This window comes from Acinetobacter sp. Lyrl_1, from assembly GCF_051948795.1.
Lineage (GTDB): Bacteria > Pseudomonadota > Gammaproteobacteria > Pseudomonadales > Moraxellaceae > Acinetobacter > Acinetobacter towneri.
The window spans coordinates 1-22,563 of record NZ_JAYJLK010000022.1; the positions used below are offsets into that span (position 1 = coordinate 1).

At 44.0% G+C, this 22,563-nt stretch carries 17 protein-coding genes; 11 read left to right on the top strand and 6 right to left on the bottom strand.

The annotated features are described in order from the left end of the window. The first annotated feature begins 68 nt into the window (after positions 1 to 68). The 5 genes from VF675_RS08370 (at position 69) to VF675_RS08390 (ending at position 7,030) form a co-directional block, all read left to right on the top strand. The gene (locus VF675_RS08370; protein ID WP_440205059.1) at positions 69 to 1,331 is read left to right on the top strand and encodes an RNA-guided endonuclease InsQ/TnpB family protein; all 1,263 of its coding nucleotides are present in this window, start codon (positions 69 to 71) and stop codon (positions 1,329 to 1,331) included. Between the two features lie 249 nt (positions 1,332 to 1,580). Continuing rightward, positions 1,581 to 3,410 carry a dihydroxy-acid dehydratase gene (ilvD, locus tag VF675_RS08375; RefSeq protein ID WP_019837334.1) on the top strand — a complete coding sequence of 610 codons (1,830 nt, stop codon included), beginning with the start codon at positions 1,581 to 1,583 and terminating at the stop codon, positions 3,408 to 3,410. 219 nt (positions 3,411 to 3,629) lie between these two features. Beyond that, the gene (gene ilvD / locus VF675_RS08380; protein WP_440205060.1) at positions 3,630 to 5,315 is read left to right on the top strand and encodes a dihydroxy-acid dehydratase; all 1,686 of its coding nucleotides are present in this window, start codon (positions 3,630 to 3,632) and stop codon (positions 5,313 to 5,315) included. A 118-nt stretch (positions 5,316 to 5,433) separates the two neighbouring features. Then, entirely contained in the window at positions 5,434 to 6,753 is a 1,320-nt protein-coding gene (locus VF675_RS08385) for a hypothetical protein (protein ID WP_440205061.1), read from the top strand. Further along, the gene (locus VF675_RS08390; RefSeq protein WP_179988877.1) at positions 6,743 to 7,030 is read left to right on the top strand and encodes a chorismate mutase; all 288 of its coding nucleotides are present in this window, start codon (positions 6,743 to 6,745) and stop codon (positions 7,028 to 7,030) included. The genes VF675_RS08385 and VF675_RS08390 overlap by 11 nt, the downstream gene beginning before the upstream one ends. Here VF675_RS08390 and VF675_RS08395 read toward each other — a convergent pair. Then, positions 6,996 to 7,265, bottom strand: coding sequence for a hypothetical protein (locus VF675_RS08395; RefSeq protein WP_136143458.1), 270 nt, complete (start codon positions 7,263 to 7,265; stop codon positions 6,996 to 6,998). The two genes, VF675_RS08390 and VF675_RS08395, sit on opposite strands and share 35 nt — an antisense overlap. A gap of 82 nt (positions 7,266 to 7,347) precedes the next feature. Between VF675_RS08395 and VF675_RS08400 the strand changes: the two genes are divergently transcribed. Then, entirely contained in the window at positions 7,348 to 7,527 is a 180-nt protein-coding gene (locus VF675_RS08400) for a hypothetical protein (RefSeq protein WP_004970356.1), read from the top strand. 279 nt (positions 7,528 to 7,806) lie between these two features. Here VF675_RS08400 and VF675_RS08405 read toward each other — a convergent pair whose 3' ends face one another. The 4 genes from VF675_RS08405 to VF675_RS08420 all read right to left on the bottom strand — a co-directional run bounded on the left by VF675_RS08405 (position 7,807) and on the right by VF675_RS08420 (position 14,287). Then, the gene (locus VF675_RS08405) at positions 7,807 to 9,105 is read right to left on the bottom strand and encodes a solute carrier family 23 protein (protein WP_440205062.1); all 1,299 of its coding nucleotides are present in this window, start codon (positions 9,103 to 9,105) and stop codon (positions 7,807 to 7,809) included. 258 nt (positions 9,106 to 9,363) lie between these two features. Further along, positions 9,364 to 10,311 (bottom strand): GGDEF domain-containing protein, encoded by a 948-nt coding sequence (locus VF675_RS08410; protein ID WP_004970350.1) that lies wholly within the window; start codon positions 10,309 to 10,311, stop codon positions 9,364 to 9,366. A gap of 441 nt (positions 10,312 to 10,752) precedes the next feature. Continuing rightward, positions 10,753 to 13,437, bottom strand: a complete 2,685-nt coding sequence (gene ppc, locus VF675_RS08415; RefSeq protein ID WP_131261313.1) for a phosphoenolpyruvate carboxylase — start codon at positions 13,435 to 13,437, stop codon at positions 10,753 to 10,755. A 235-nt stretch (positions 13,438 to 13,672) separates the two neighbouring features. Continuing rightward, positions 13,673 to 14,287: a TetR/AcrR family transcriptional regulator gene (locus VF675_RS08420; RefSeq protein ID WP_019837343.1), complete on the bottom strand. Its 615-nt coding sequence runs from the start codon at positions 14,285 to 14,287 to the stop codon at positions 13,673 to 13,675. A gap of 413 nt (positions 14,288 to 14,700) precedes the next feature. On the opposite strand from VF675_RS08420, the gene VF675_RS08425 reads away from it, so the two are divergent. The 4 genes from VF675_RS08425 (at position 14,701) to dnaJ (ending at position 20,736) form a co-directional block, all read left to right on the top strand. Further along, positions 14,701 to 15,840, top strand: coding sequence for an efflux RND transporter periplasmic adaptor subunit (locus tag VF675_RS08425; protein ID WP_440205063.1), 1,140 nt, complete (start codon positions 14,701 to 14,703; stop codon positions 15,838 to 15,840). A gap of 3 nt (positions 15,841 to 15,843) precedes the next feature. Then, positions 15,844 to 18,978: an efflux RND transporter permease subunit gene (locus VF675_RS08430; RefSeq protein ID WP_440205064.1), complete on the top strand. Its 3,135-nt coding sequence runs from the start codon at positions 15,844 to 15,846 to the stop codon at positions 18,976 to 18,978. Positions 18,979 to 19,113: 135 nt separating this feature from the next. Beyond that, positions 19,114 to 19,491, top strand: coding sequence for a hypothetical protein (locus tag VF675_RS08435; RefSeq protein WP_225531277.1), 378 nt, complete (start codon positions 19,114 to 19,116; stop codon positions 19,489 to 19,491). Positions 19,492 to 19,620: 129 nt separating this feature from the next. Beyond that, complete coding sequence (gene dnaJ, locus VF675_RS08440; RefSeq protein WP_440205065.1) at positions 19,621 to 20,736, top strand: molecular chaperone DnaJ; 1,116 nt, start codon at positions 19,621 to 19,623, stop codon at positions 20,734 to 20,736. A gap of 370 nt (positions 20,737 to 21,106) precedes the next feature. Here the strand turns inward: dnaJ and VF675_RS08445 are convergent, their stop codons facing one another. Beyond that, positions 21,107 to 21,379, bottom strand: a complete 273-nt coding sequence (locus VF675_RS08445) for a hypothetical protein (protein ID WP_286396985.1) — start codon at positions 21,377 to 21,379, stop codon at positions 21,107 to 21,109. 283 nt (positions 21,380 to 21,662) lie between these two features. Between VF675_RS08445 and dapB the strand changes: the two genes are divergently transcribed. Further along, positions 21,663 to 22,484: a 4-hydroxy-tetrahydrodipicolinate reductase gene (dapB, locus tag VF675_RS08450; RefSeq protein ID WP_440205066.1), complete on the top strand. Its 822-nt coding sequence runs from the start codon at positions 21,663 to 21,665 to the stop codon at positions 22,482 to 22,484. Positions 22,485 to 22,563 lie beyond the last annotated feature (79 nt).

Here is a 22,563-nt window from a genome sequence, read left to right on the forward strand (position 1 = left end):
TGTGTCGTTCATATGGTTTACTCCAGTCGCTTATATCCTCGTGCTGAACCACGAGGTTTTACGCTCCAGTGGATAAATACTTCCGTGGCTTTGCACGTAAGTTCACTCCTTACAATCAATATTATGAAACGCAAGATCAAAAATACTCACACTTTAAATCAGAAGAACTCAGCGCATGGCTAAAACAATGCCCTAGCCAAATCCTGAGAAATTCAGCAAGCAATTGGAAAGAAACTCTTGATAGGTTTAAAAGTGGCATTTGTGGTCGTCCGAAGCGTAAAAAGAAAACAGATAAAGGCTCAATTTACCTCACCCGTGAGTTGTTCAGATTCGAGCCTGACCAGTTTGGCAAACTGCATCTATTTATTGGTACGAAAACCAATAACATCGGAATTTTAAAGTTTGGGATTCATGCTGATTTTAACGAGCCTAAATCCCTCTACATCCGTAAAGAACGTGGTCAATACTTTGTGTCATTTTGCTATGAAGATGATCAGGATATTCAAGTAATCAAGCCCGAAGAACATCTAGAATATCTACGTGGTATGACAGCAGAACAGCTACAAGACATTGTGGTTGGTATTGATCGTGGCGTGGTTATCCCTGTTCATGCAGAGCATAAAGAATTTGATTTCTCCAAAGAGCAGAAGAATCACCTATCTAAAGCGGATCGCTATATCAAACGCCTGCAACGGAAACTATCACAACAACAAAAAGACTCTAACCGCAGAGCAAGAACTAAACATCATATTGCGGTGCATCATGCAAAGAAAGCTAATATCCGCAAGGATTTTGCCCACAAAACTAGCCATGCATTGGTTAATGGATTTGGTAAAGTTTTTGTATTTGAGAAATTAAATACCAAGCAGATGACTAAGAAGCCTGCACCGAAAAAAGATGAGTTAGGTCGTTTCATTCCAAATAAAGCCAAAGCGAAAGCTGGCTTAAACAAGGCGATCCTCAATGTAGGTTGGTACCAGATCGCATCGTTCCTGAAATACAAAGCGGAACGATTAGGAAAAGCAGTTTTTAGTATCCCTGCTGCTTACACCAGTCAAGAGTGCGCTTCATGCGGTCACACTCACCCCGACAATCGCAAGAGCCAAGACAGGTTCAAATGCGTGAATTGTAGACACATTGACAATGCAGATCATAATGCAGCAATGGTGATTAAACAGAGGGCAGTAAAATTAATCTTAGACAGTGGAACACTGTTGGATGACAATCACTTGTCATCTAGTGGGCGTGGAGGTGTTCGTAAGACGAAAAAGAGTGTTAAAGCTTTTTCTCGCTGTACCGATGAAGCGTCAAAAGAGAAGTGTGCAGCTTAGGCTGCATCACGGAAACTCGGTTGCTTTAGCACTGAGTAGTTCATTTCAGTATGATCAACAAGGTGCTGTGGGTTCTCGTCACTTTTTATCCATCATAAAGTTGGTAAAGCAGCAGCCTTACTACCTCAAGCTGTAGTAAAATAGAAAGACTCTTAAACTATTTTGCAGTGATACAGATCTTGCAAACAGTATTATTTCGCCAGAATGAATTTCAGATTCATTTCAGCACAACCAAGTTGGAACTTTATAATGCCTGACTATCGTTCAAAAACATCGACACACGGAAGAAATATGGCGGGTGCACGCGGCTTATGGCGTGCAACGGGTATGAAAGACGAAGATTTCGGTAAGCCGATTATTGCGGTGGTCAACTCATTTACCCAATTTGTACCTGGCCATGTGCATTTAAAAGACCTCGGTCAAATGGTGGCAGAGCAAATTCAGGCGGCAGGTGGTGTTGCCAAAGAATTTAACACCATTGCTGTAGATGACGGGATTGCCATGGGTCATGACGGCATGTTGTATTCATTGCCATCGCGTGACTTGATTGCCGACTCGGTAGAATACATGGTCAGCGCACACTGCGCCGATGCAATGGTGTGTATATCCAACTGTGACAAAATCACACCAGGGATGCTGATGGCTGCTATGCGTCTGAACATTCCAGTGGTGTTTGTGTCTGGCGGCCCAATGGAAGCAGGTAAAGTCAAAATTCGTGGCAATGAACACGCGATTGACTTGATTGACGCGATGATTGTGGCGGCAGATGACAACTATACGGATGAAGAAGTTGCTGAATATGAGCGTTCTGCATGTCCAACTTGTGGTTCATGCTCAGGGATGTTCACTGCAAACTCAATGAACTGCTTAACAGAAGCTCTAGGTTTATCTTTACCAGGCAACGGTTCAATTGTAGCAACTCACGCCAACCGTAAAAAACTGTTTGATAAAGCAGGTCAGTTGATTGTGGAATTGGCCAAACGCCATTATGAACAAGACGATTACAGCGTATTGCCACGTTCAATTGCAACCAAAGCATCTTATGAAAATGCTATGACGTTGGACATTGCCATGGGCGGTTCAACCAACACCGTACTGCACTTGTTGGCGGCTGCCAATGAGGCAGGTGTGGATTTCACCATGGATGACATTGACCGTTTATCACGTAAAGTGCCTGTACTATGTAAAGTAGCGCCTGCAAAACAAGATGTTCACATGGAAGATGTACACCGTGCGGGTGGCATTATGTCTATTTTAGGCGAGCTGGATCGCGCAGGTTTATTGGACACTTCAGTAGGCACAGTTCACGAAGCGACTTTAAAAGATGCTTTGGATAAATGGGACATCATCCGTACCGAAAATGAAGACGTTTACCAGTTCTTCCGTTCTGCACCGGGCGGCGTACCCACCCAAACAGCATTCTCACAAGACCGTTACTATTCACGTTTAGATGGTGACCGTGACAATGGTGTGATTCGTAATGCAGAACACGCTTTCTCTAAAGATGGTGGTTTGGCGGTACTTTACGGCAATATTGCTTTAGATGGCTGTATTGTAAAAACTGCAGGGGTGGATGATTCTATTTTGAAATTCAACGGCACAGCACGTGTTTTTGAAAGTCAGGATGCTGCAGTAGACGCGATTTTGGGCGGTAAAATCACAGCGGGTGATGTGGTGGTGATTCGCTACGAAGGCCCACGTGGTGGCCCAGGTATGCAAGAAATGCTCTATCCAACCAGCTATTTGAAATCGAAAGGTTTAGGTAAAGAATGTGCATTACTGACTGATGGTCGTTTCTCGGGCGGTTCTTCAGGTCTTTCAATTGGTCACGTTTCTCCAGAAGCGGCTGAAGGTGGCGCGATTGGTCTGGTTGAAGATGGTGACCGTATCGAAATTGATATTCCAAACCGCAGCATTCACTTGGCGGTAGATGACGCAACCATGGCGGCACGTCGTGAAGCGCAAGAAGCTAAAGGCTGGCATCCTGCAGAAGAACGTCCACGTAAAATTTCTAAAGCGTTGAAAGCCTATGCTATGCACACTACCAGTGCGGCAAAAGGTGCGGTACGTGAAATCTAAGCAGTACTTAGCAATTTAAGCTGCCACAAAAAAGCACTCCAAAATTGGGGTGCTTTTTTTATGAGCCTGCATTGAGCAATGTTAGTAGTGCAGCAAATTTGAGCAATGAAATTAGACAGGCATTTTCGTTTACATCCTGCCCGCTTTCGATACAATGAAAAATAAAATAAATCGTCATGATGAGCACGTCATTTCACCCATCTTGCTAAGGAATCAGCCATGAGTAAACAGAATATCCGCGAACATTCAGCCGAAGTCTATGAAGGCATTGAAAATGCACCTGCACGCTCCATGATGCGTGCGGTGGGTTTTAAGGATGAAGATTTTACTCGTCCATTTATTGGCATTGCATCGACTTGGGCCAATGTCACACCATGTAATATGCATATTGATGGCTTGGCGCGTGAAGCGGAAACAGGCGTGAATCAAGCGGGTGGTAAAGGCATTATTTTCAATACCATCACCATTTCAGACGGTATTTCAAACGGCACCGAAGGCATGAAATATTCACTGGTTTCACGTGAAATCATTGCCGACTCAATTGAAGCCGTGGTGGGTTGTCAGGCCTATGATGGTGTGATTGCAATTGGTGGCTGCGATAAAAACATGCCGGGCTGCATTATGGGACTGGCGCGTTTAAACCGTCCGGGCTTGTTTGTTTATGGCGGCACTATTAAACCGGGTGCAGGACATACCGATATTATTTCGGTGTTTGAAGCCGTGGGTCAGCATGCCAAAGGTGAAATTAACGAAATTCAGGTCAAACAAATTGAAGAAGTGGCTTTGCCAGGTGCAGGCTCTTGTGGTGGCATGTACACCGCCAACTCTATGGCATCGGCCATTGAAGCATTGGGCATGAGTTTGCCGGGGTCTTCAGCACAAGAAGCTGTTTCTCAAGATAAAATGGATGACTGCCAACGCGCAGGCGAAGCGGTCATGAATCTGTTACGTCTGGATATTAAACCACGTGACATTATGACCAAATCTGCCTTTGAAAATGCCATTAAAGTATTGATTGCTTTGGGTGGATCGACCAATGGTGTGTTGCATTTGATTGCCATGGCACATTCTGCAGGGGTTGAACTCACACTGGATGATTTCGTGCGTATTGGTCAGGAAACCCCAGTGGTGGCCGATGTACGTCCATCGGGCAAGTATTTAATGTCGGAGCTGATTGCCATTGGCGGCATTCAACCGTTGATGAAACGCATGCTAGATGCAGGCATGCTTGATGGTTCTTGCTTAACGGTTACAGGTAAAACTTTGGCAGAAAACTTGGCCGATGTTGCCGATTATCCTGAAGGTCAGCAAATTATTTTACCGTTTGATGCACCAATCAAAAAAGATTCGCACTTGGTGGTTTTAAAAGGCAACTTATCACCTACGGGCGCAGTGGCAAAAATTACAGGCAAAGAAGGCTTGTATTTTGAAGGCCCTGCACGCGTTTTTGAAGGTGAAATTGGCGCGATGCGCGGCATTTTAGATGGTGAAGTGCAAGAAGGTGAAGTGGTGGTGATTCGTGGTGAAGGCCCTAAAGGTGGCCCGGGTATGCCAGAAATGCTGAAACCAACTTCTGCAATTATTGGCAAAGGTTTGGGTAATTCAGTCGCGTTAATTACCGATGGACGTTTTTCGGGTGGCAGTCACGGTTTTGTGATTGGGCATGTGACCCCAGAAGCGTATGAAGGCGGGCCAATTGGTCTGGTGAAAAATGGCGATAAAATTTCGATTAATGCCGAAACCCGTGAAATGACTTGGCATGTGTTGGAAGAGGAAATGGCAGCACGTAAAGCGGCATGGGTCAAACCAAAGCCAAACTATACCCATGGTGCATTGGCGAAATTTGCTAAATTGGCATCGGGCGCAGAAAAAGGTGCAGTGACTGATCTGAATTTAGAGGTCTAATTGATCATTTTTATATGAATTGATATAAATCCTTGTGTACTATTGAAGGACGAGCGCACATGATTTGCATGTGGCTTGTCCCCAAACCACAAGGATTTTCTTTTTAGAGGCTGATCTCATGTCACTGTTACGCCGTTGGTTCGATCCGATCAGATCGAGTTGGTTTTATCAAAAACCATCTCGGCAAGCGGTGTTGCCCACGGAACACGGACTGAGTGTGCATTTGCGTCTAGATGATGTATATAGCTATTTGGCGGTACAGGAGTTGCCGCAATTAGAAGATATTCTGGCCGATGAATTAAAACCTTTAACCGTGGTGATTTCGCGGCAAAGTGGCGATGCACCGAATCAAATGTCGGCTGCAGAATGGCAAAATTACTGTATTCAAGATGCACAAATTCTTGCCAAACAACATCGGTTTAGTTTTCACGATAGCCCTGAATCACCGACTGCAGAAGCCTTAATGCAGGCAGAAACCATTTTGCGGCATACGCCGTTACGTGGTCAGGATTTTTTGTATTTACTCGAAGATGTGTTCCACATGCTGTGGCAAAAGCAGTCGGGTAAATTACGCACTTTATATGCCATGTCCAGCCGTCATCATCAAATTCAGGATTTTCCTGAACGGGTTTTTGATGATGCACCTGTATTGGCCAGTTATTTTGAGTTTGGTGGACGTAAATATCATGCGGTCGATGATTTATTGCGTTTGACACGCCGTTTAAAACAACAAAAATTACTCACCGATAATCCTATTTTCTTGATCAATCACATTGAATGGCGAGAACATTTAATTAGTGATGCCGAAGAACTCAATGAAATTCAGGCACTCGACCCTGAACTGGATTTGCATATTGCACTGGAAGACCCGATTTCTTGGTTGTTATTGGCGTATATCAAAGAAGAATTAGCTGCCTATTACAATATCCATTTGAATGTGTATCCCTTGTCTTATCATGGACGCGACTGGTTTGACTGGAGTTTGGCAACACGTTTATCTAAACGTACTGATGTTGCGTTTACGCCGTTTTGCCGCCCGACTGAGCAGGCGACTTATCAAATGGCACAACTGTATTACAGTGCGCCTGAAGAACAGCGTGTGGATGCCATGTATCGCATTTTGCAGGCGGTATGGACGAGGGGACAGGATTTATCCTTTAAAGCGCATTTTGAGCGTATGCAGCGTGAACTGGAGTTAGATCAACTGACCACAGCCGATGTGACCGAGTTGCTCAAAGAAAACGATATGCTGTGTGAAATGAAATCTCAGCCCGATTTTCCTGTGTTGGAATTGCGCATAGATGGGCAAAGCTACGTGTTTAACAGCTTATATCGGGTGTGGATGATTGAAAGTATTTTCAGTAATGTGTTAGAAGAAAAGTATAAGAGTGAAAACGAAACCGAAACTGAAAGTGTAGCCCAAGCCCATGAACAATGAAAAAGTAAACTCATTACAACAAGCACGTGACAAAATAGACCAAATTGATGTGGCTTTAATTGAACTGATTGCATCGCGTCAGTTTTATGTCGATCAGGCCATGCGCCATAAACAGACTGTGGAAGATGTACAGTCACCGCAGCGCGTGAAAGAAGTGATTGAAAAAGTCCGTACTTTGGCTCTGCAACATGCAGTCGATCCTGACATGGTCGAGCGTTTGTATCACGATATGATTCAGCATTTTATTCAGCGTGAATTAAAAGAATTCCGTCCTTAATTGATCTATCCCTAAGTTTGGGCGATGCTTCAAACGCAGCCCAAACTTTGCGTTTTTGCGGTAAAACCGCGTATTTATATGCCATCTTGGTATTCAAAGCATAATTTTTAAAAATAATTTGCTTATTTTTTCTGCAGGTGGTTTTAAGCGCAAAGCCTTGTCTGTCTTGGCTTTGCTGGGTTTTTAAAAAGTATTGGTAAAAAAAAGAATATGATTTTATTACATTTTTTAACATTGTAAGTTTGCTTTATTTTAAAAAGTATATATATTGTATATACATCTTTTGCAAAGCAGTCTTTATTTTGGAGAGATCAGCAATGAATGAGCAAATCAAAAAAATAAAGACAGGCAAGAAAGATGGACAACTTTTAATTCGTATTAATAGTACTGAACGTGATGAATTTATTCGTTTATGTGAAGAACTTGATACTAGTGCTGCTCGTGAATTAAGAAAATTTATTCGTAGTTTTGTGAAACAACACAATGGCAACGAATAGCCTTACTAAGGAGTAATACCATGGCTAAGCAAGTTAAATCTTTGAAGCAACAAATCAAAGCACGTTTGAAAAAGATTTCAAAACATAAAGGCAAATTGAAGCAACTTAAGCAAGAGCTTAAAAAACAGAAATAAGCCAAGTAAAAGCATTATCTCTTAAAAACGGTTCATTCTAGACAGACCGTTTGAGGTAAAAAAAGACCGAACAATCACTGTTGTTCGGTCTTTTTGCATTGTTTCGGCATTTGCTTAGGTTCAAGCAAATGACCGCAAGTTCTGATTAAGAGGGATCACGCAAACTAAAGAACCAGTTCAGGAACAAGGCTGCAAAAGTTGCTGTCCCAATCCCGCCCAAGTTAAAGCTGCCCAATTGCAACGCAAAGTCACCCGTTCCTAAAATAATGGTCACGGCAGCCACCATCAGATTTTTGTTTTTAGAAAAATCGACTTTGTTTTCAATCCAGATTTTCGCGCCAGCAATGGTAATCAAACCAAATACCACAATCGAAGCGCCCGTTAAAATGGCGGTAGGAATGGTATGGATGATTGCCCCAAATTTTGGTGATAAGCCAAGGAAAATAGCAAAGACCCCCGCCACCACAAAAATAATCGTGGAATACACGCGGGTAACAGCCATCACCCCAATGTTTTCACCATAGGTAGTCATACCCGGTGCACCGACACCACCTGCAAGGGTTGTGGCAACACCATCGGCTACAAAGGCTTTACCAATGTGTGGATCGAGGTTTTCACCAGTCATGGCACCTACTGCTTTAATGTGTCCCAAGTTCTCTGCCACCAAAATGAAGGCAATTGGGGCAATAATCAGCATGGCATTCACATCAAATACAGGCGCATGAAAGTCTGGTACGCCAAACCAAGCGGCTTGCTGAATCGGTGCGAAGTTAATTGGCGTCCCCCAACCCATGACATTGGTGACTACAAAATAGATCAGATACGATATGAGCAAGCCAATCAGGAGCAAGAGGCGTTGCAGTAAACCTTTGGTAAATACGGCAATCATGCCCATACATAGCACAGTCACCAAGGCCATCCACATATTCAATGGATTGCCTGCAACCGCTTTGACCGTGACAGGAGCAAGGTTTAAACCAATGATCATCACCACCGCACCTGTCACCACAGGTGGCATTAATTTTTCAATCCAGCGGGTGCCAGTAGCCATCACCAAAAAGCCAATCAGGGCATATAAAATACCGCAGGCAATAATCCCGCCTGCCGCAACCCCAATATTGGCATTTAAACCGCCTGCTGCGCCTGCATAGCCTGTGGCAGCAATCACCACCCCAATAAAGGCAAAGCTTGAGCCTAAATAACTTGGAACACGCCCACCTGTCATGAAAAAGAACAGGATGGTACCAATCCCTGACATTAAAATGGCAAGGTTCGGATCAAAGCCCATTAAGAAAGGTGCAAGTACAGTAGCACCAAACATGGCAAACGCGTGTTGTATCCCCAATACAACGGTTTGTGCAGGCGGTAGATACTCATTGGTACCTACAGGACGTGCATCAATGCTGCCTTCATAAGGGCGCCATTTGGGAAACCAATTGGACATAAAGTAAGCACTCAAAAGCTAAATTGAGCACATCATACCCTTGTATTGCATAAATTTTTTAAAAATTTTGCGAGGAAACTGACCAGCTGTTTATTTTTAGGATTAAATTTTACTATTTGATAAAATTTACATTTAATATAAATAAGTAATTTTATTTATAAATTTAAAGAATGTATTGCAGTCACTTAGTGATAGTCGCAGTTTAAAAAAAATTGTATGACCTGCGATTTTTGTTTGTATTTTATACAAAATTAATATTCATGATTCAATATCTTGCTGCACATTATTACGTCCACTTTGCTTGGCTTTATACAGCGCAGCATCAGTACGCTGAATTAATTCATGTTGATCTGCATGATAAATATATAAGGCACTTAAACCAAAACTTGCGGTAATTTGAATCTCATGTTCTGCATAGGCAATACGATGTTGTTCAATGGCAATTCTGCAGCGTTCCAGTACATTTTGGGCAATTTGCGGTGAGGTATTGGAGAAAATAATCATAAATTCTTCGCCACCAAAACGTCCGATAATATCTTCACTGCGTAGATTTTTTTGCAAAATTTTTGGAATTTGCTTGAGTACCTGATCCCCTCCATCGTGTCCATAGCGATCATTTACTTGCTTAAACCAGTCTAAATCGAGCAGGGCAAGGCAGATGTGTTCTTTGTTTTGCCCCGCCAATTGTTTTTGATTCACCAGTTGGTTGAATTTTATGCTTAAACCGCGTCGGTTGAGAGTTTGGGTGAGTGGATCAAGCAGAATTAGTTGTTGCTGATGTTCTTCACGAATCATCCAGCGTCCCAAAAAAGTATTAAATAAAATGGCCAACAGAACACCAATGATGGTGCTGCCAATCAAGTTATTGATGAGCATGAAATTTTGGAATTCCGCACTGGTAAACGTATAGGGCTGAAAAACGGGCGCATAGGGGATAATATTGCGCAAGGTCAGCAAAGAACCACCGTAAAATACCACCAAGCAGGGAATGGTGCCCCAAAAGATAATGCTGCGTTTAAACAACAATAAGCCTGTAAAAATGGAGCCAATGGTAAATACGCCTGTGAGTACCGTCATTTGACCCAGAAAATAGCCAATACTCATGAGTGAGCTGCTATAAAAGCCTAAACACAGAATTGGAAAATAATAGAGTGTGGTCTGATTTTCAGGAATACGATAGCTGATGACATATAAAGACCAAGGCAATCAGCAAATACAATATTAAACAACCCAATACCCATGGCAGCATGTATGGGGTAAACAGGGGTTGGCTTTGACTGAGCCAAAGTACCACTAAAAAGAGTAAATGAAAGAAAAAAACCAAGCCACTGACGACACGTGATTTTTGGATGTTATTTAAACTGAGGAGATTTTTATACCCTTGAAAATATTAAAAATTTTTAGCTTTAATAAAGTCGTCATTGTAGAGCTTTCTGGCATAGGCAAGTCCAAACTCTTATTTATTGTCTAATCTAAGCATAATTCAAATAAGTTGAGACAGAAATCATAAAAAATGCCAGTTATCATGTTTTTTTATGATTTTTTCTACTTAGCCTAATATGTAGTCATCCGTCCCAAATCATGTTTAAGTGAGTGAATGAGCCACAAGCAGAGCATGACTCTGCTTGTTGTGCTATTCGTTAGGTCTTAACCTGTATTGCGTAAGCCTGCTGCAATCCCTGCAATACTCACCATGAGGGCATGATCGACAGGGGTATGTTCGGCATGCTGTTCTGCCAAATACAAACGACGACGTTTCATCAATTCTGCCTGTAGCAAATGCAGTGGCAATAAATAAGGTTTACGCACCCGCATCGATTGATCTAGCACATCATTGCTGCTGAGCAATTGCGATTCACCTTTGAGGGTCAGTAGGGTCGTCACAGCATCACGCAGACGTTGACGGAGTTGCTCACCCAGTTGTTTTAAGTCTTCGTCATCGGTCAGGTTAGATTCGTAGTACAGGGCAATATTGCTGTCGGCTTTAGACAACACCATTTCTAGCATATCAATCAAAGTCTGGAAATACGGCCAATCGCTGAGCATTTCATCCAAAGTGGCTTTTTGTCCCTGATCGAGCGTTTGGTTAATTGCTGCGCCTGTCCCTAACCAAGCAGGCAGCATCAAACGGATTTGTGTCCATGCAAATACCCATGGAATGGCACGTAAGGATTCAATTCCACCGCTCACTTTACGTTTCGCGGGACGTGAACCGAGTGGCAACATTTGCAATTCCAGCTCTGGCGTGACAGTGCGTAAATATTTCACAAAATGCGGATTTTCACGCACGGTTTGACGATAGACCTGCACCGAAAGTTCGGTCATGTTATCCATCAGCTCGCGCCATTCTGCTTTCGGCACAGGTGGTGGCATCAGCGTCGCTTCTAAGGTTGCAGCGGTATAGACTTCCAGATTTTGTAAGGCAACCCCTTCAAGCCCAAATTTAAAGCGAATCATTTCACCTTGTTCGGTGACGCGAATTGCACCTGAAATAGACCCTGGAGGTTGTGAGAACAATGCTTGTTGCGTTGGCGCACCGCCACGGCTGATGGAACCACCACGACCATGGAATAAAGTCAGCTGCACAGCATGTTGCTGCGCTACCGCAGTCAGTTCTTCCTGCGCGCGGTACTGTGCCCAGTTGGCAGACATGAAACCTGCATCTTTGGCGGAGTCTGAGTAGCCAATCATCACCTCATGTTTGCCCTGAATATGCTGTTTGTACCAATGCATATTAAATAGGGTATTCATGGTTTGGGCAGCCCCATCCAAGTCTTTCAGGGTTTCAAACAGCGGCACCACACGCAAAGGATGCTGAATGCCCGCTTCTTTTTGCAGCAATAACACTGCCAATACATCACTTGGATATTCCGCCATGGAAATAATATAAGCGCCCAAACTTTCCTGCGGCTGTGCAGCCAAAGTGCGCATGGTGGCAAACACTTCTTGCACATCGGGATGTTGAATCAGGCTTTGTGCAGGTTCTTGCATGAATTTTGGCAATAACGGACGTTTACTTTGTAGCTCTTGAAGCAAGAAGTTCTGACGCGCTTGTTCAGTCCAAGTTTCAAAATTGCCCAAACCTAAATATTCGGTAATGGCAGAAATGGCTTGACGATGACGTCCTGACTCTTGGCGAATATCCAGTTTTAGTAATTCAATGCCGAAACAATTCACACGATGAATTAAATCCAACAATTTGCCGTTCGCAATGTCTGATAATTGGCAAGCCGTCAGCGAGCGATAACACAGCAATAAAGGCTGTAACAGTTCGTCTTTGCTTTTGATGACCAAACTGTCATCAGCCTCTTTGCCTTGCAGTTTCGCTGCTAACCAGTCGCGGGTGGCTTTTAGGCGTTCTCGGGTGTCGCGTAAATATTCACGGTACGGCTCGGCATGGAAATGTCCCAAAGCATCTGCCAATTCTGGGCTGCATTGCTGAATGGAGAGTTCCCAACGCAGGTTTTCAATATCACGTAAATACAGTTCTGCTGCTTTCCAGCGTGACAGCCACAGCACTTCTTGAGTAACTTTATGAGTGACATTCGGGTTACCATCGCGGTCACCGCCCATCCAAGAGGCGAAACGTACAGGTGCAACGCTCAGCGGTAGGCTTTGTCCACAATGTTCCTGCACAATGCTGTCTAATTCACGCATGAATTTAGGCACCGCATTCCACAGGGTTTGTTCGATGGTGGTAAAGCCCCATTTGGCTTCATCGACAGGGGTTGGGCGATGTTGGCGAATTTCATCGGTTTGCCAAGCCGAGCTGATCAGCTGTTTTAAATCTGCCAAAACTGCCTGACGTTCACGTGGTGTCAGTTTTTGCTGATCCATTTTAAACAAGCAGTCATTAATATCGTCATATTTTTGAATGAGGGTACGACGGCTGACTTCAGTCGGATGCGCAGTTAAAACCAACTCAATTTTTAGCTCGCAGACTTGTTGAAAGAGTGTTTCTGCAGAAATTTGGTTGTCTTTAAACTTGATAAATAAGTGATCTAACGGGTTTGGAGAAACGCCATTTTCATCAAATTCGCTTTGGCGACGGCTCCGCACCACATGATATTGCTCGGCAATGTTGGCAAAATTCAAAAAGTGGGTAAAGGCACGGGTGAGCGGTAAGATTTCATCATCTTCCAGACTTAAAAACAGTTGTTCGAGTTGTTTTTCAGCTTCGGCTTGTCCATCGCGCGCGCCTTTAGATAAGGCACGAATTTGTTCGACCTGATTAAACAAATCTTGTCCTGCGTGTAACTTGAGGGTTTCACCCAATAAGTTGCCAAGTAAGCGTACGTCATCGCGTAGAGGAGCATCAATTTGTTGAATCATTCGTTGTTCTCCATGTTCTGTGTTTTTCTACTCTGTTAAGACTATACCCCGATTTAGCTACAATCCAAGCGGGCTATCTACAAAAGTTGCATGGATTTTGTGCATCTGAAGTTATAGTGCCAAACGGCAGTATTTAGGAGAGAAATACAGGGCGGAGATGTGAGTCAGTTGATCATTCGTATATGTGTAAGGTGAGAGTTAGATCTCACATGGTGAGGCTGCGAAATTAGCTTGTTCAGCCATAACGCAGCATAAAAATACCAATTGCATCTTCAATAATCTTTTGAGATTGTGCAGCATCGGGCACGGCACGTACACCGAGCAAAACTTCATGGTGACGTAAACCATGCAGTAAGGAAACGATCAATTCGGTTTGCGTTTTAGGTTCATCTGCCTGAATAAACTGCAATTCTACTGCTTGGCGAAAGAAGCTTTCCCACATCGCGCGAAGTTTGGCATGTGAGGCATTGTAAAACTGCAATGCCAACGGATTTTGTTCCGAGGCCAGTTCCATCAGCAAATGTTCTAATTTAATCGCTTCAGGCATATTGACTAAGTTCAAGGACAGTTTACAGGCTTGGTATAAGGCCTGCTTAAAATTGCTATGTGCAGTCAAGTCCAAAGGTTGTGCTTTGAGCAGACTTTCACAGGTTTCTTCAATGGCACAGGAAAATAACGTGGCTTTGTCTTGAAAGTGGTTATACACCGTTAATTTGGTCACGCCTGCTTCACGTGCAATCTGATTCATACTAGAACCATGAAAGCCCAACTTTAAAAACAAGTGTTTTGCCGACATTAAAATGCGTTGGCGTTTTTCTAAATCTTTTGGTCGTCCGACATGAATCTGCACACGCTCATCCTAATTTGCATCAGTACAACTGGAAAATGACGCTTCAGTTTTAATTAATGTACCCAGTGGTATATTAATTAAAAAATAATCAATTTAATATAGGGGGTTGCACGCACTTCATAAATGGCTTGCGCTGTAGGCTAAAACTGAGCAGATCAGGCATGAAACGAAGGGAATAGCGAGACTATTACCAAGTTTCATAAAGCAATCTGAGAAAGTTTTAGCCACAGTCCTTTGGAACAAGCATATTTTTTACTGCTATTACGTTATGAGTCAGTTACTTAGAATGACTAAGTTTCCTGCCTCATGCCTTATATCAGCTAAAAATATGCGCTGTCGCAAACATAGACGAAGTGTCAGCAAACCCTACCGTATTCTGCCCTAAAAAAAACGTTTAAATAAGAGCAAACCTGATGAACACGACTCAGAATCTCATTGCCAGCCTGATGCTGCTGTGCTGTATCACCCTAATTGGATGCAGTAAGCAAAAAAACGAGGTTGAACAGGAAGTCCCTTTGGTAATGGTAACCCAACCCAGCAGTTTACATCTTGAGCAAAAAAGCTATGCAGGCGAGGTGCAAGCACGTCAGCAAACGGCTTTGGCATTTCGGGTTGCAGGGCAAGTTACACAGCGTTTTGTCGATGTGGGAGATCAGGTCAAAGTTGGGCAAGTCTTAGCAAAACTGGATGTGCAAGATGCCGCATTACAGCTCAATGCCGCGCGTGCGCAACTGGAAAGTGCGCAATCTGCTGCAAAAATTGCCAGTGATGAGTTACAGCGTTTTCAGCAATTATTACCCATGAATGCCGTCAGTCGCTCGCAATATGATGCAGTCAAAAACCAATATCAACATGCTATGGCACAGTTGAAACAGGCACAGTCCAATTATGCAGTCAGCAGTAATCAAACCGACTATAACCAGTTACGTGCCACAAAAAATGGTGTGATTACTGAACGCAATATTGAAGTTGGGCAGGTTTTAGCGGCAGGGCAGGTCGCTTATCAATTGGCGATTGATGGGGAGCGTGAAGTCGTGATTGGCGTGCCTGAACAAGCGGTGGGTGAAATTCGAGTCGGGCAAGAGGCAACGGTAAGTTTATGGTCACAACCCGATACCCGTTTTGCAGGTACGGTTCGAGAAATTTCCCCTGCGGCAGATCAGTCGCGTACTTTTAAAGTCAAAGTGGCTTTACGTGAAGGCAATGCACAGATTCAATTGGGGCAAAGTGCGCGGGTATTTCTGACTCGCCAAGCCAATCAGGGTTTATATGTGCCTTTATCTAGCGTGTCGGCAACAGGGCAACAAGCTTTTGTTTTGGTCTTACAGCCAGACTCAACCGTGCGCCAAATTCCTGTTACATTGGGCGCTTATGGACGTGACAGCGTGCCTGTACTGAGTGGCTTACAGCCGCAAGATTATGTGGTGATGGGTGGGGTGCATTTACTGCGTGATCGACAAAAAATCCACCCGATTAACCGTGACAATCAAGCTGTACAGGCAGTCAATCCAACAGCTCAGGCAGCTTCTGCGGCCACACAGACGGAGCGTTAAAATATGAATTTTAACTTATCCGAATGGGCACTGAAAAATAAAGGTTTAGTGGTCTACTTGATACTGCTGTTGGGCATTGTCGGGATTTTTTCTTATTCCAAACTGGCACAAAGTGAAGATCCACCGTTTACTTTTAAAGTGATGGTGATTCAAACCTATTGGCCGGGAGCGAGTGCCAAAGAGGTTTCCTTACAAGTCACTGACCGTATTGAAAAAGAATTGATGAGCACGGGCGATTATGAACGCATCATGGCCTATTCGCGTCCGGGCGAGTCCATGGTGACTTTTATTGCCAAAGATTCTATGCGCTCCAGCCAAATTCCAGATGTTTGGTACAAGGTGCGTAAAAAGGTCAATGACATTCGCCATGAACTGCCACAAGGGGTACAAGGCCCATTTTTTAATGATGAGTTTGGCGACACTTTTGGCAATATTTATGTGCTGACAGGCGCAGACTATGACTACGCCACCCTCAAAGAATATGCCGACCGTTTGCAGCTACAATTACAGCGGGTCAAAGATGTAGCCAAAGTTAATTTGGTGGGTTTACAAGATCAAAAAATATGGATTGAGTTATCTAACACCAAAGCCGCGCAACTCGGTATTCCTGTTACCGCGATTCAGCAAGCCTTACAACAACAAAACAGCATGGCAAGCGCAGGTTTTTTTGAAACCCATTCAGACCGTATTCAGGTACGTGTCAGCGGTGCGTTGCACAGTGTTGATGAGCTAAAACAAATGCCGCTGTTAGTGAATGGCACCACCATTCAACTGGGCGATGTTGCCGAAGTTTATCGTGGGTTTAGCGAACCTGCTCAACCGCGTATGCGCTTTATGGGTGAAAACGGCATTGGCATTGCGGTGTCGATGCGTAAAGGCGGTGATATTCTGGCTTTGGGTGAAAATCTGGAAACTGAATTTGCCCGTTTGCAAAAGACCTTGCCTTTGGGCATGCAACTGCAAAAAGTTTCTGATCAGCCTGTTGCGGTAAAACACAGCGTCAATGAATTTATGAAAGTGTTGGCTGAGGCGGTGATTATCGTGCTCTTGGTCAGCTTCTTTTCACTGGGTTTTCGTACAGGTTTGGTGGTGGCATTTTCCATTCCACTGGTCTTGGCGATGACTTTTGCAGGCATGCATTTGTTTGATGTCGGGCTGCACAAAATTTCACTCGGTGCGCTTATTCTAGCCCTCGGATTGTTGGTGGATGATGCCATTATCGCCATTGAAATGATGGCAATTAAGATGGAGCAGGGCTATAGCCGTTTGCAAGCTGCAGGCCATGCGTGGCGTACCACTGCTTTCCCTATGCTGACAGGGACATTGATTACCGCAGCAGGTTTTTTACCCATTGCCACAGCAGCCTCAAGTACAGGGGAATATACCCGTTCAATTTTCCAAGTGGTGACCATTGCTTTAGTGGTGTCATGGTTTGCTGCCGTGCTGTTTGTACCTTATCTGGGCGATAAATTATTGCCAGATTTTCAGCGCCATGCACAGCGAGCGCCGTGGTATCAACGTCTTTGGGCGCGTGTACGCAAACAAGCTGAACCGCAGCCTGTGCTACAGCACGCAGGTGAATTACACGACCCATATCAAACCCGCTTTTATCAAGTGTTTCGTGGATGGGTTAATACTTGTGTGCGCTATCGAAAAACCGTCATTGCAATCACAGTTGGCATATTTGTACTATCCATTGCCATGTTTAAATTGGTACCTCAACAATTTTTCCCACCTTCCAATCGGGCAGAAATTTTGGTCGATTTAAAACTTGAAGAAGGTGCATCGCTCAAAGCCACCGAGGCCGCAGTCAAAAAAGTGGAAGACTTTTTGGCACAACAAGAAGGCATCGACAATTATGTGGCTTATGTAGGTACAGGTTCGCCACGTTTTTATTTACCGCTAGATCAGCAATTGCCGCAAGCCAGTTTTGCGCAATTTGTGGTGCTGGCTTCATCTTTAGATGACCGAGATGAAATTCGCCGTAATTTATCGGAGCAAATCCGTTTATTGTTGCCTGAAGTACGTACCCGCGTTTCTTTGCTTGAAAATGGCCCACCTGTAGGTTATCCATTACAATTCCGTGTTTCAGGAGAAGACCTTGCTCAAGTACGACAGTGGGCACAGCAAGTGGCTGCCACAGTCAGTGCCAACCCGAATACCACCAATGTGCATTTAGATTGGGGTGAGCCAAGCAAAGTCATTCAATTACAAATTGATCAAGACCGTGCCCGTCAAATGGGGGTATCCAGTCTGGATTTGGCTAACTTCCTGAATAGTTCCATTAGTGGTGCGGCAATTAATCAATATCGTGAAAAACGTGAGCTGATTGAAATTCGATTACGTGGCGATCAAAGTGAGCGCCTAGATGTTGCATCCTTAAGCAGTTTGGCTGTACCGACTTCACGTGGAACATCGGTGCCTTTGGCACAAATTGCGCAAATTGAATACCGTTTTGAGGAAGGTTTAATTTGGCATCGAAATCGTTTGCCAACCATTACTGTGCGTGCGGACATTAGTACAGGCTTGCAGCCTGCAACGGTGGTGAATCAGATCCAACCTGAGCTTGAAAGCTATAAAGGCACTTTGCCAAGTGGCTATTTAATTGAAGTTGGCGGCACGGTTGAAGAGTCAGCACGGGGTCAGAAGTCAGTTAATGCAGGTATGCCGTTTTTCTTGGCTGTGGTGATGACCTTGTTGATGATTCAGCTACGCAGCATGTCACGTGCATTTATTGTATTTTTGACTGCTCCGCTAGGCATCATTGGCGTGGTCTTGTTCTTATTGTTGTTTAACAAACCCTTTGGTTTTGTGGCGATGCTCGGCACAATTGCCTTGTCAGGTATGATCATGCGCAACTCCCTGATTTTAATTGATCAGATTGAACAAGACATTCTTGCAGGAGAGTCACAGTGGGATGCAATCATTAATGCCACGGTACGCCGTTGCCGTCCAATTGTACTCACAGCATTAGCGGCCGTTTTGGCCATGATTCCACTTTCTCGCAGTATTTTCTTTGGCCCGATGGCCGTGGCGATTATGGGGGGATTAATTGTGGCAACCTTGTTGACGCTGTTCTTTTTACCTGCACTGTATGCACAGTGGTTTAAAGTGAAAAAAAATCCACATAATCTGTAAAAGTGACATAATAACGGGTGCGAAACTTGGAAAATTTCAATATAGTAGCACCTTATATTTTTCAGCCTTTGCATACGTCACAGCATGCGCCAGATTAAAAAATAAAGCATGGCACAGATGGGGTTAAATCACATTATGAAGCAAGATAACTTGTTAAAGTTGCGCCGTTCGGTTGCGATCTCTTACGTGTTTATGTTTTTTGCTTTATTTACTGTGGTGAGTGGTGCGTTAGCTTATTGGTATGCCCGTAAAGTGATCGTGGTCGATAGCACTGAAGTCTGGTTACAGGCGCAGGCTTTATGGGTCATGCGCAATGTGCTGATTTATACGGTATTGGCAATGTTTGCTGCATTGTGGTTTATTCCATTGGCTTTCTTTCCTTGGGATGCTTTTTTATGGGTCAAAGCTTGCACCGTGGCAGGTGTGGTCTTTGCCGTGATTGCCTTCTTATTTTTAATCAATGCTTGGATTAAAGGGCTATCCAAATTTTTGAAAAATAAAGCTGTGTTCTAATGGCTTGAACTTCATCTAAAGCACTTCAGCTAAAATTTTTAACAGCTTTCCCTTGTAAAACTCAGTTTGACCCCAATTTCAGACTTCAGTTAAGTTTTAAATAGAATTCCGTGAGGAGCATCGCCAGACATGGCTAAACGTGATTATTATGAGGTTTTGGGCGTCTCTAAAACCGCTAGTGATGATGAAATTAAAAAAGCCTACCGTAAGTTGGCGATGAAATATCATCCAGACCGTAACCCGGACAATCCTGAAGCTGAAGAGAAGTTTAAAGAAGCTTCAGAAGCGTATGAAGTTCTGTCAGACAGCGAAAAACGCAGCATGTACGACCGTATGGGCCATCAAGCCTTTGAAGGTGGTATGGGCGGTGGTGCTGGCGGCTTCGGTGGTTTCAGTGCGGAAGATATTTTTAGCCAGTTTGGGGATATTTTCGGTGGAGCCTTTGGTGGGGGGGGGCGTGGCCAGCAACGTCAACGCCGTGGTTCAGACTTACGCTATGTGATGGAATTGACGCTTGAAGAAGCAGTCAAAGGCGTCAAGAAAACCATCACCTTTACAGCACCTGCGCCTTGTGACGCTTGTGATGGTAAAGGCTCTGAAAATCCAAATGATGTTGAAACCTGTCCAACCTGTCATGGTGCGGGTCAAGTACGCATGCAACAAGGTTTCTTCTCGGTACAGCAAACCTGTAGTACCTGTCGTGGTCAAGGCAAAATCATCAAAAACCCATGTAACCAATGTCATGGTTCGGGTGTTGCTGACCGTCAGCAAACCTTGGAAGTCACTATTCCTGCAGGCGTGGACAATGGCGACCGTGTACGTTTAACTGGTAAAGGTGAAGCCATCCGTGATGGTCAATCGGGCGACTTATACGTAGAAGTGGTGGTGCGTGAGCATGAAATCTTCCAGCGTGATGGTGCCGACCTGTATATGGATGTGCCTGTTAGCATTGCTGATGCAGCCCTAGGTAAGGAAATTGAAATTCCAACGCTTGATGGTCGTGTCAGTCTGAAAGTACCTGAGGGAACACAAACAGGTAAATTGTTCCGTTTGCGTGGTAAAGGGGTAAAACCTGTACGCACCAGCATGCAGGGCGATTTGTTATGCCGTATCGTGGTGGAAACACCAGTGAACTTGACTGCACGTCAGCGTGAATTGTTAAAAGAGTTACAGGCGACGATGGAAGGTGAGGGCAGCCAGTCATCACCAAAGAAAAAGTCTTTCTTTGATCGTTTGTTTGATTAATTTAGTTTTTTGCCGTGTGCAGTTATGTGGCATATTATTTGAAATTTAGTTGATGATATTTTTCATTATTCAAATAATAGACATGGGGGAGTCTTCTCTTTTTTAATCCAATTTTTGGAGCTCAAATGCTACTTTTCTTTCGGGAAAAGTAGCCAAAACCATCTGTCATCCGCAAAAACTCGTCCAATGTCGTCAATAAACGGCTTAATCGCAGAAACATTAACTTTTTGATGTAGTCCTGCCTCGAACAGTTGCGGATGACTTTCCGCGTATCTAATATTTATTAGAATTCAAACAAAATACCAGCCAATTAATGAGCTGGTATTTTGTTTGGTACGCTTGGTGCTTTTTTGTTATGTAACCTATAATCTTATTCGACTTCAGGCACATCAATTTCTAAAACATCTGCATTTTCTGAGCTTGTAGTTTCAACGGCAGTTTGTGGTTGAACTGTATTTTCAGTTGCTTCTGTTTCAAGCTCAGGTGCATCTACATCAACTGCTAACGGTTCTTGTAGCGTTACGCTAATACGGACTTTAGATAGGCTTTCTAGTGTATCGCCTGCTTGAATTGCTGGTTCTGCCAAAACGTGTCCTGCGGTCATGCTGAGCAGTAATGCTGCGACCATTTTCTTTGAATGCATGTTAATCCCCTTTCATTTTTGCAATTGTTCTCATGCGTGCAGGCTAGTCTGCGCATACAAGTTTGCAAATTTGTGAAATTCACATAAAAAACAGCTTTTTGCTGCTAAATTTTTAATGGAAATCTCCTAAAAATTAGCCAGTATGATCTAAAGTCTGACTTACTCCCCCAAAGACAGTAATTTTCCGATAAAAATAAACCCAGAAACTTGCGCAGCAAACTTAGTCTGAGCAGCGAGTTTTGATATAGTAAGCACAATTTAGAATCTATTTTAGGAATATGCTATGTCAGCAACTCCACGCATTGGTGTATTAGGCGCAGGCGGTCGTATGGGACGCATCTTAATTCAGGCCGTTCAGGAAGCAGGCTATCAATTGGCTGCAGCAGTTGAACGCCCAGAAAGCAGCCTGTTGGGTGCAGATGCAGGGGAGTTGGCAGGCGTTGGCACATTGGGTGTAAAAGTAGTGGGTAGCCTAGAGCAAGTATTGGGTGACTGTGATGTCGTAATCGACTTTACCGCACCAGCCGCCACAGCACAGCACTTAAAGCTTTGTCGTGAAGCAGGCGTGGCGATTGTGATTGGCACCACAGGCATGAACGATGAACAAAAAGCTGTCTTAGAAGAATCGGCTCAACAGACGCCAGTGGTGTATGCCGCCAACTATTCAGTTGGGGTAAACGTATCTATTAAACTGCTGGAATTGGCAGCCAAAGTCTTTGGTGATAGTGTAGATATTGAAGTGATTGAAGCGCATCATCGTCATAAAGTCGATGCACCATCAGGCACGGCATTGATGATGGGCGAGGCCATTGCAGCAACCTTAGGTCGTGATTTAAAACAAGACGCTGTTTACTGCCGCGAAGGACACACAGGGCCACGTGAGCGTAAAAGTATAGGTTTCCAGACCATTCGTGGTGGCGACATTGTGGGTGAACATACCGCGATGTTTATTGCCGATGGCGAGCGTGTGGAAATTACCCACAAAGCCACCAACCGCATGAACTTTGCTGCAGGTGCCGTGCGTGCTGCAGCGTGGGTGGTGGGACGCGAAGCGCGTAAATACGATATGAAAGATGTACTTGGATTTAACGATATTCAGGTTTAAAAACTGCGCAGGAATCCGAAATAGATAAAAATGACTTGAACAATTTTCAATCTACCGCTAAAACTAGGGTCTGATGTCA

What these genes read in the sequence shown, in the direction of transcription:
- ilvD (WP_019837334.1), top strand. Translation starts at nt 1,581, where the DNA reads ATGCCTGACTATCGTTCAAAAACATCGACACACGGAAGAAATATGGCG.
- ilvD (WP_440205060.1), top strand. Translation starts at nt 3,630, where the DNA reads ATGAGTAAACAGAATATCCGCGAACATTCAGCCGAAGTCTATGAAGGC.
- VF675_RS08385 (WP_440205061.1), top strand. Translation starts at nt 5,434, where the DNA reads ATGTCACTGTTACGCCGTTGGTTCGATCCGATCAGATCGAGTTGGTTT.
- VF675_RS08390 (WP_179988877.1), top strand. Translation starts at nt 6,743, where the DNA reads ATGAACAATGAAAAAGTAAACTCATTACAACAAGCACGTGACAAAATA.
- VF675_RS08395 (WP_136143458.1), bottom strand. Translation starts at nt 7,265, where the DNA reads ATGTTAAAAAATGTAATAAAATCATATTCTTTTTTTTACCAATACTTT.
- VF675_RS08400 (WP_004970356.1), top strand. Translation starts at nt 7,348, where the DNA reads ATGAATGAGCAAATCAAAAAAATAAAGACAGGCAAGAAAGATGGACAA.
- VF675_RS08405 (WP_440205062.1), bottom strand. Translation starts at nt 9,105, where the DNA reads ATGTCCAATTGGTTTCCCAAATGGCGCCCTTATGAAGGCAGCATTGAT.
- ppc (WP_131261313.1), bottom strand. Translation starts at nt 13,437, where the DNA reads ATGATTCAACAAATTGATGCTCCTCTACGCGATGACGTACGCTTACTT.
- VF675_RS08425 (WP_440205063.1), top strand. Translation starts at nt 14,701, where the DNA reads ATGAACACGACTCAGAATCTCATTGCCAGCCTGATGCTGCTGTGCTGT.
- VF675_RS08430 (WP_440205064.1), top strand. Translation starts at nt 15,844, where the DNA reads ATGAATTTTAACTTATCCGAATGGGCACTGAAAAATAAAGGTTTAGTG.
- VF675_RS08435 (WP_225531277.1), top strand. Translation starts at nt 19,114, where the DNA reads ATGAAGCAAGATAACTTGTTAAAGTTGCGCCGTTCGGTTGCGATCTCT.
- dnaJ (WP_440205065.1), top strand. Translation starts at nt 19,621, where the DNA reads ATGGCTAAACGTGATTATTATGAGGTTTTGGGCGTCTCTAAAACCGCT.
- VF675_RS08445 (WP_286396985.1), bottom strand. Translation starts at nt 21,379, where the DNA reads ATGCATTCAAAGAAAATGGTCGCAGCATTACTGCTCAGCATGACCGCA.
- dapB (WP_440205066.1), top strand. Translation starts at nt 21,663, where the DNA reads ATGTCAGCAACTCCACGCATTGGTGTATTAGGCGCAGGCGGTCGTATG.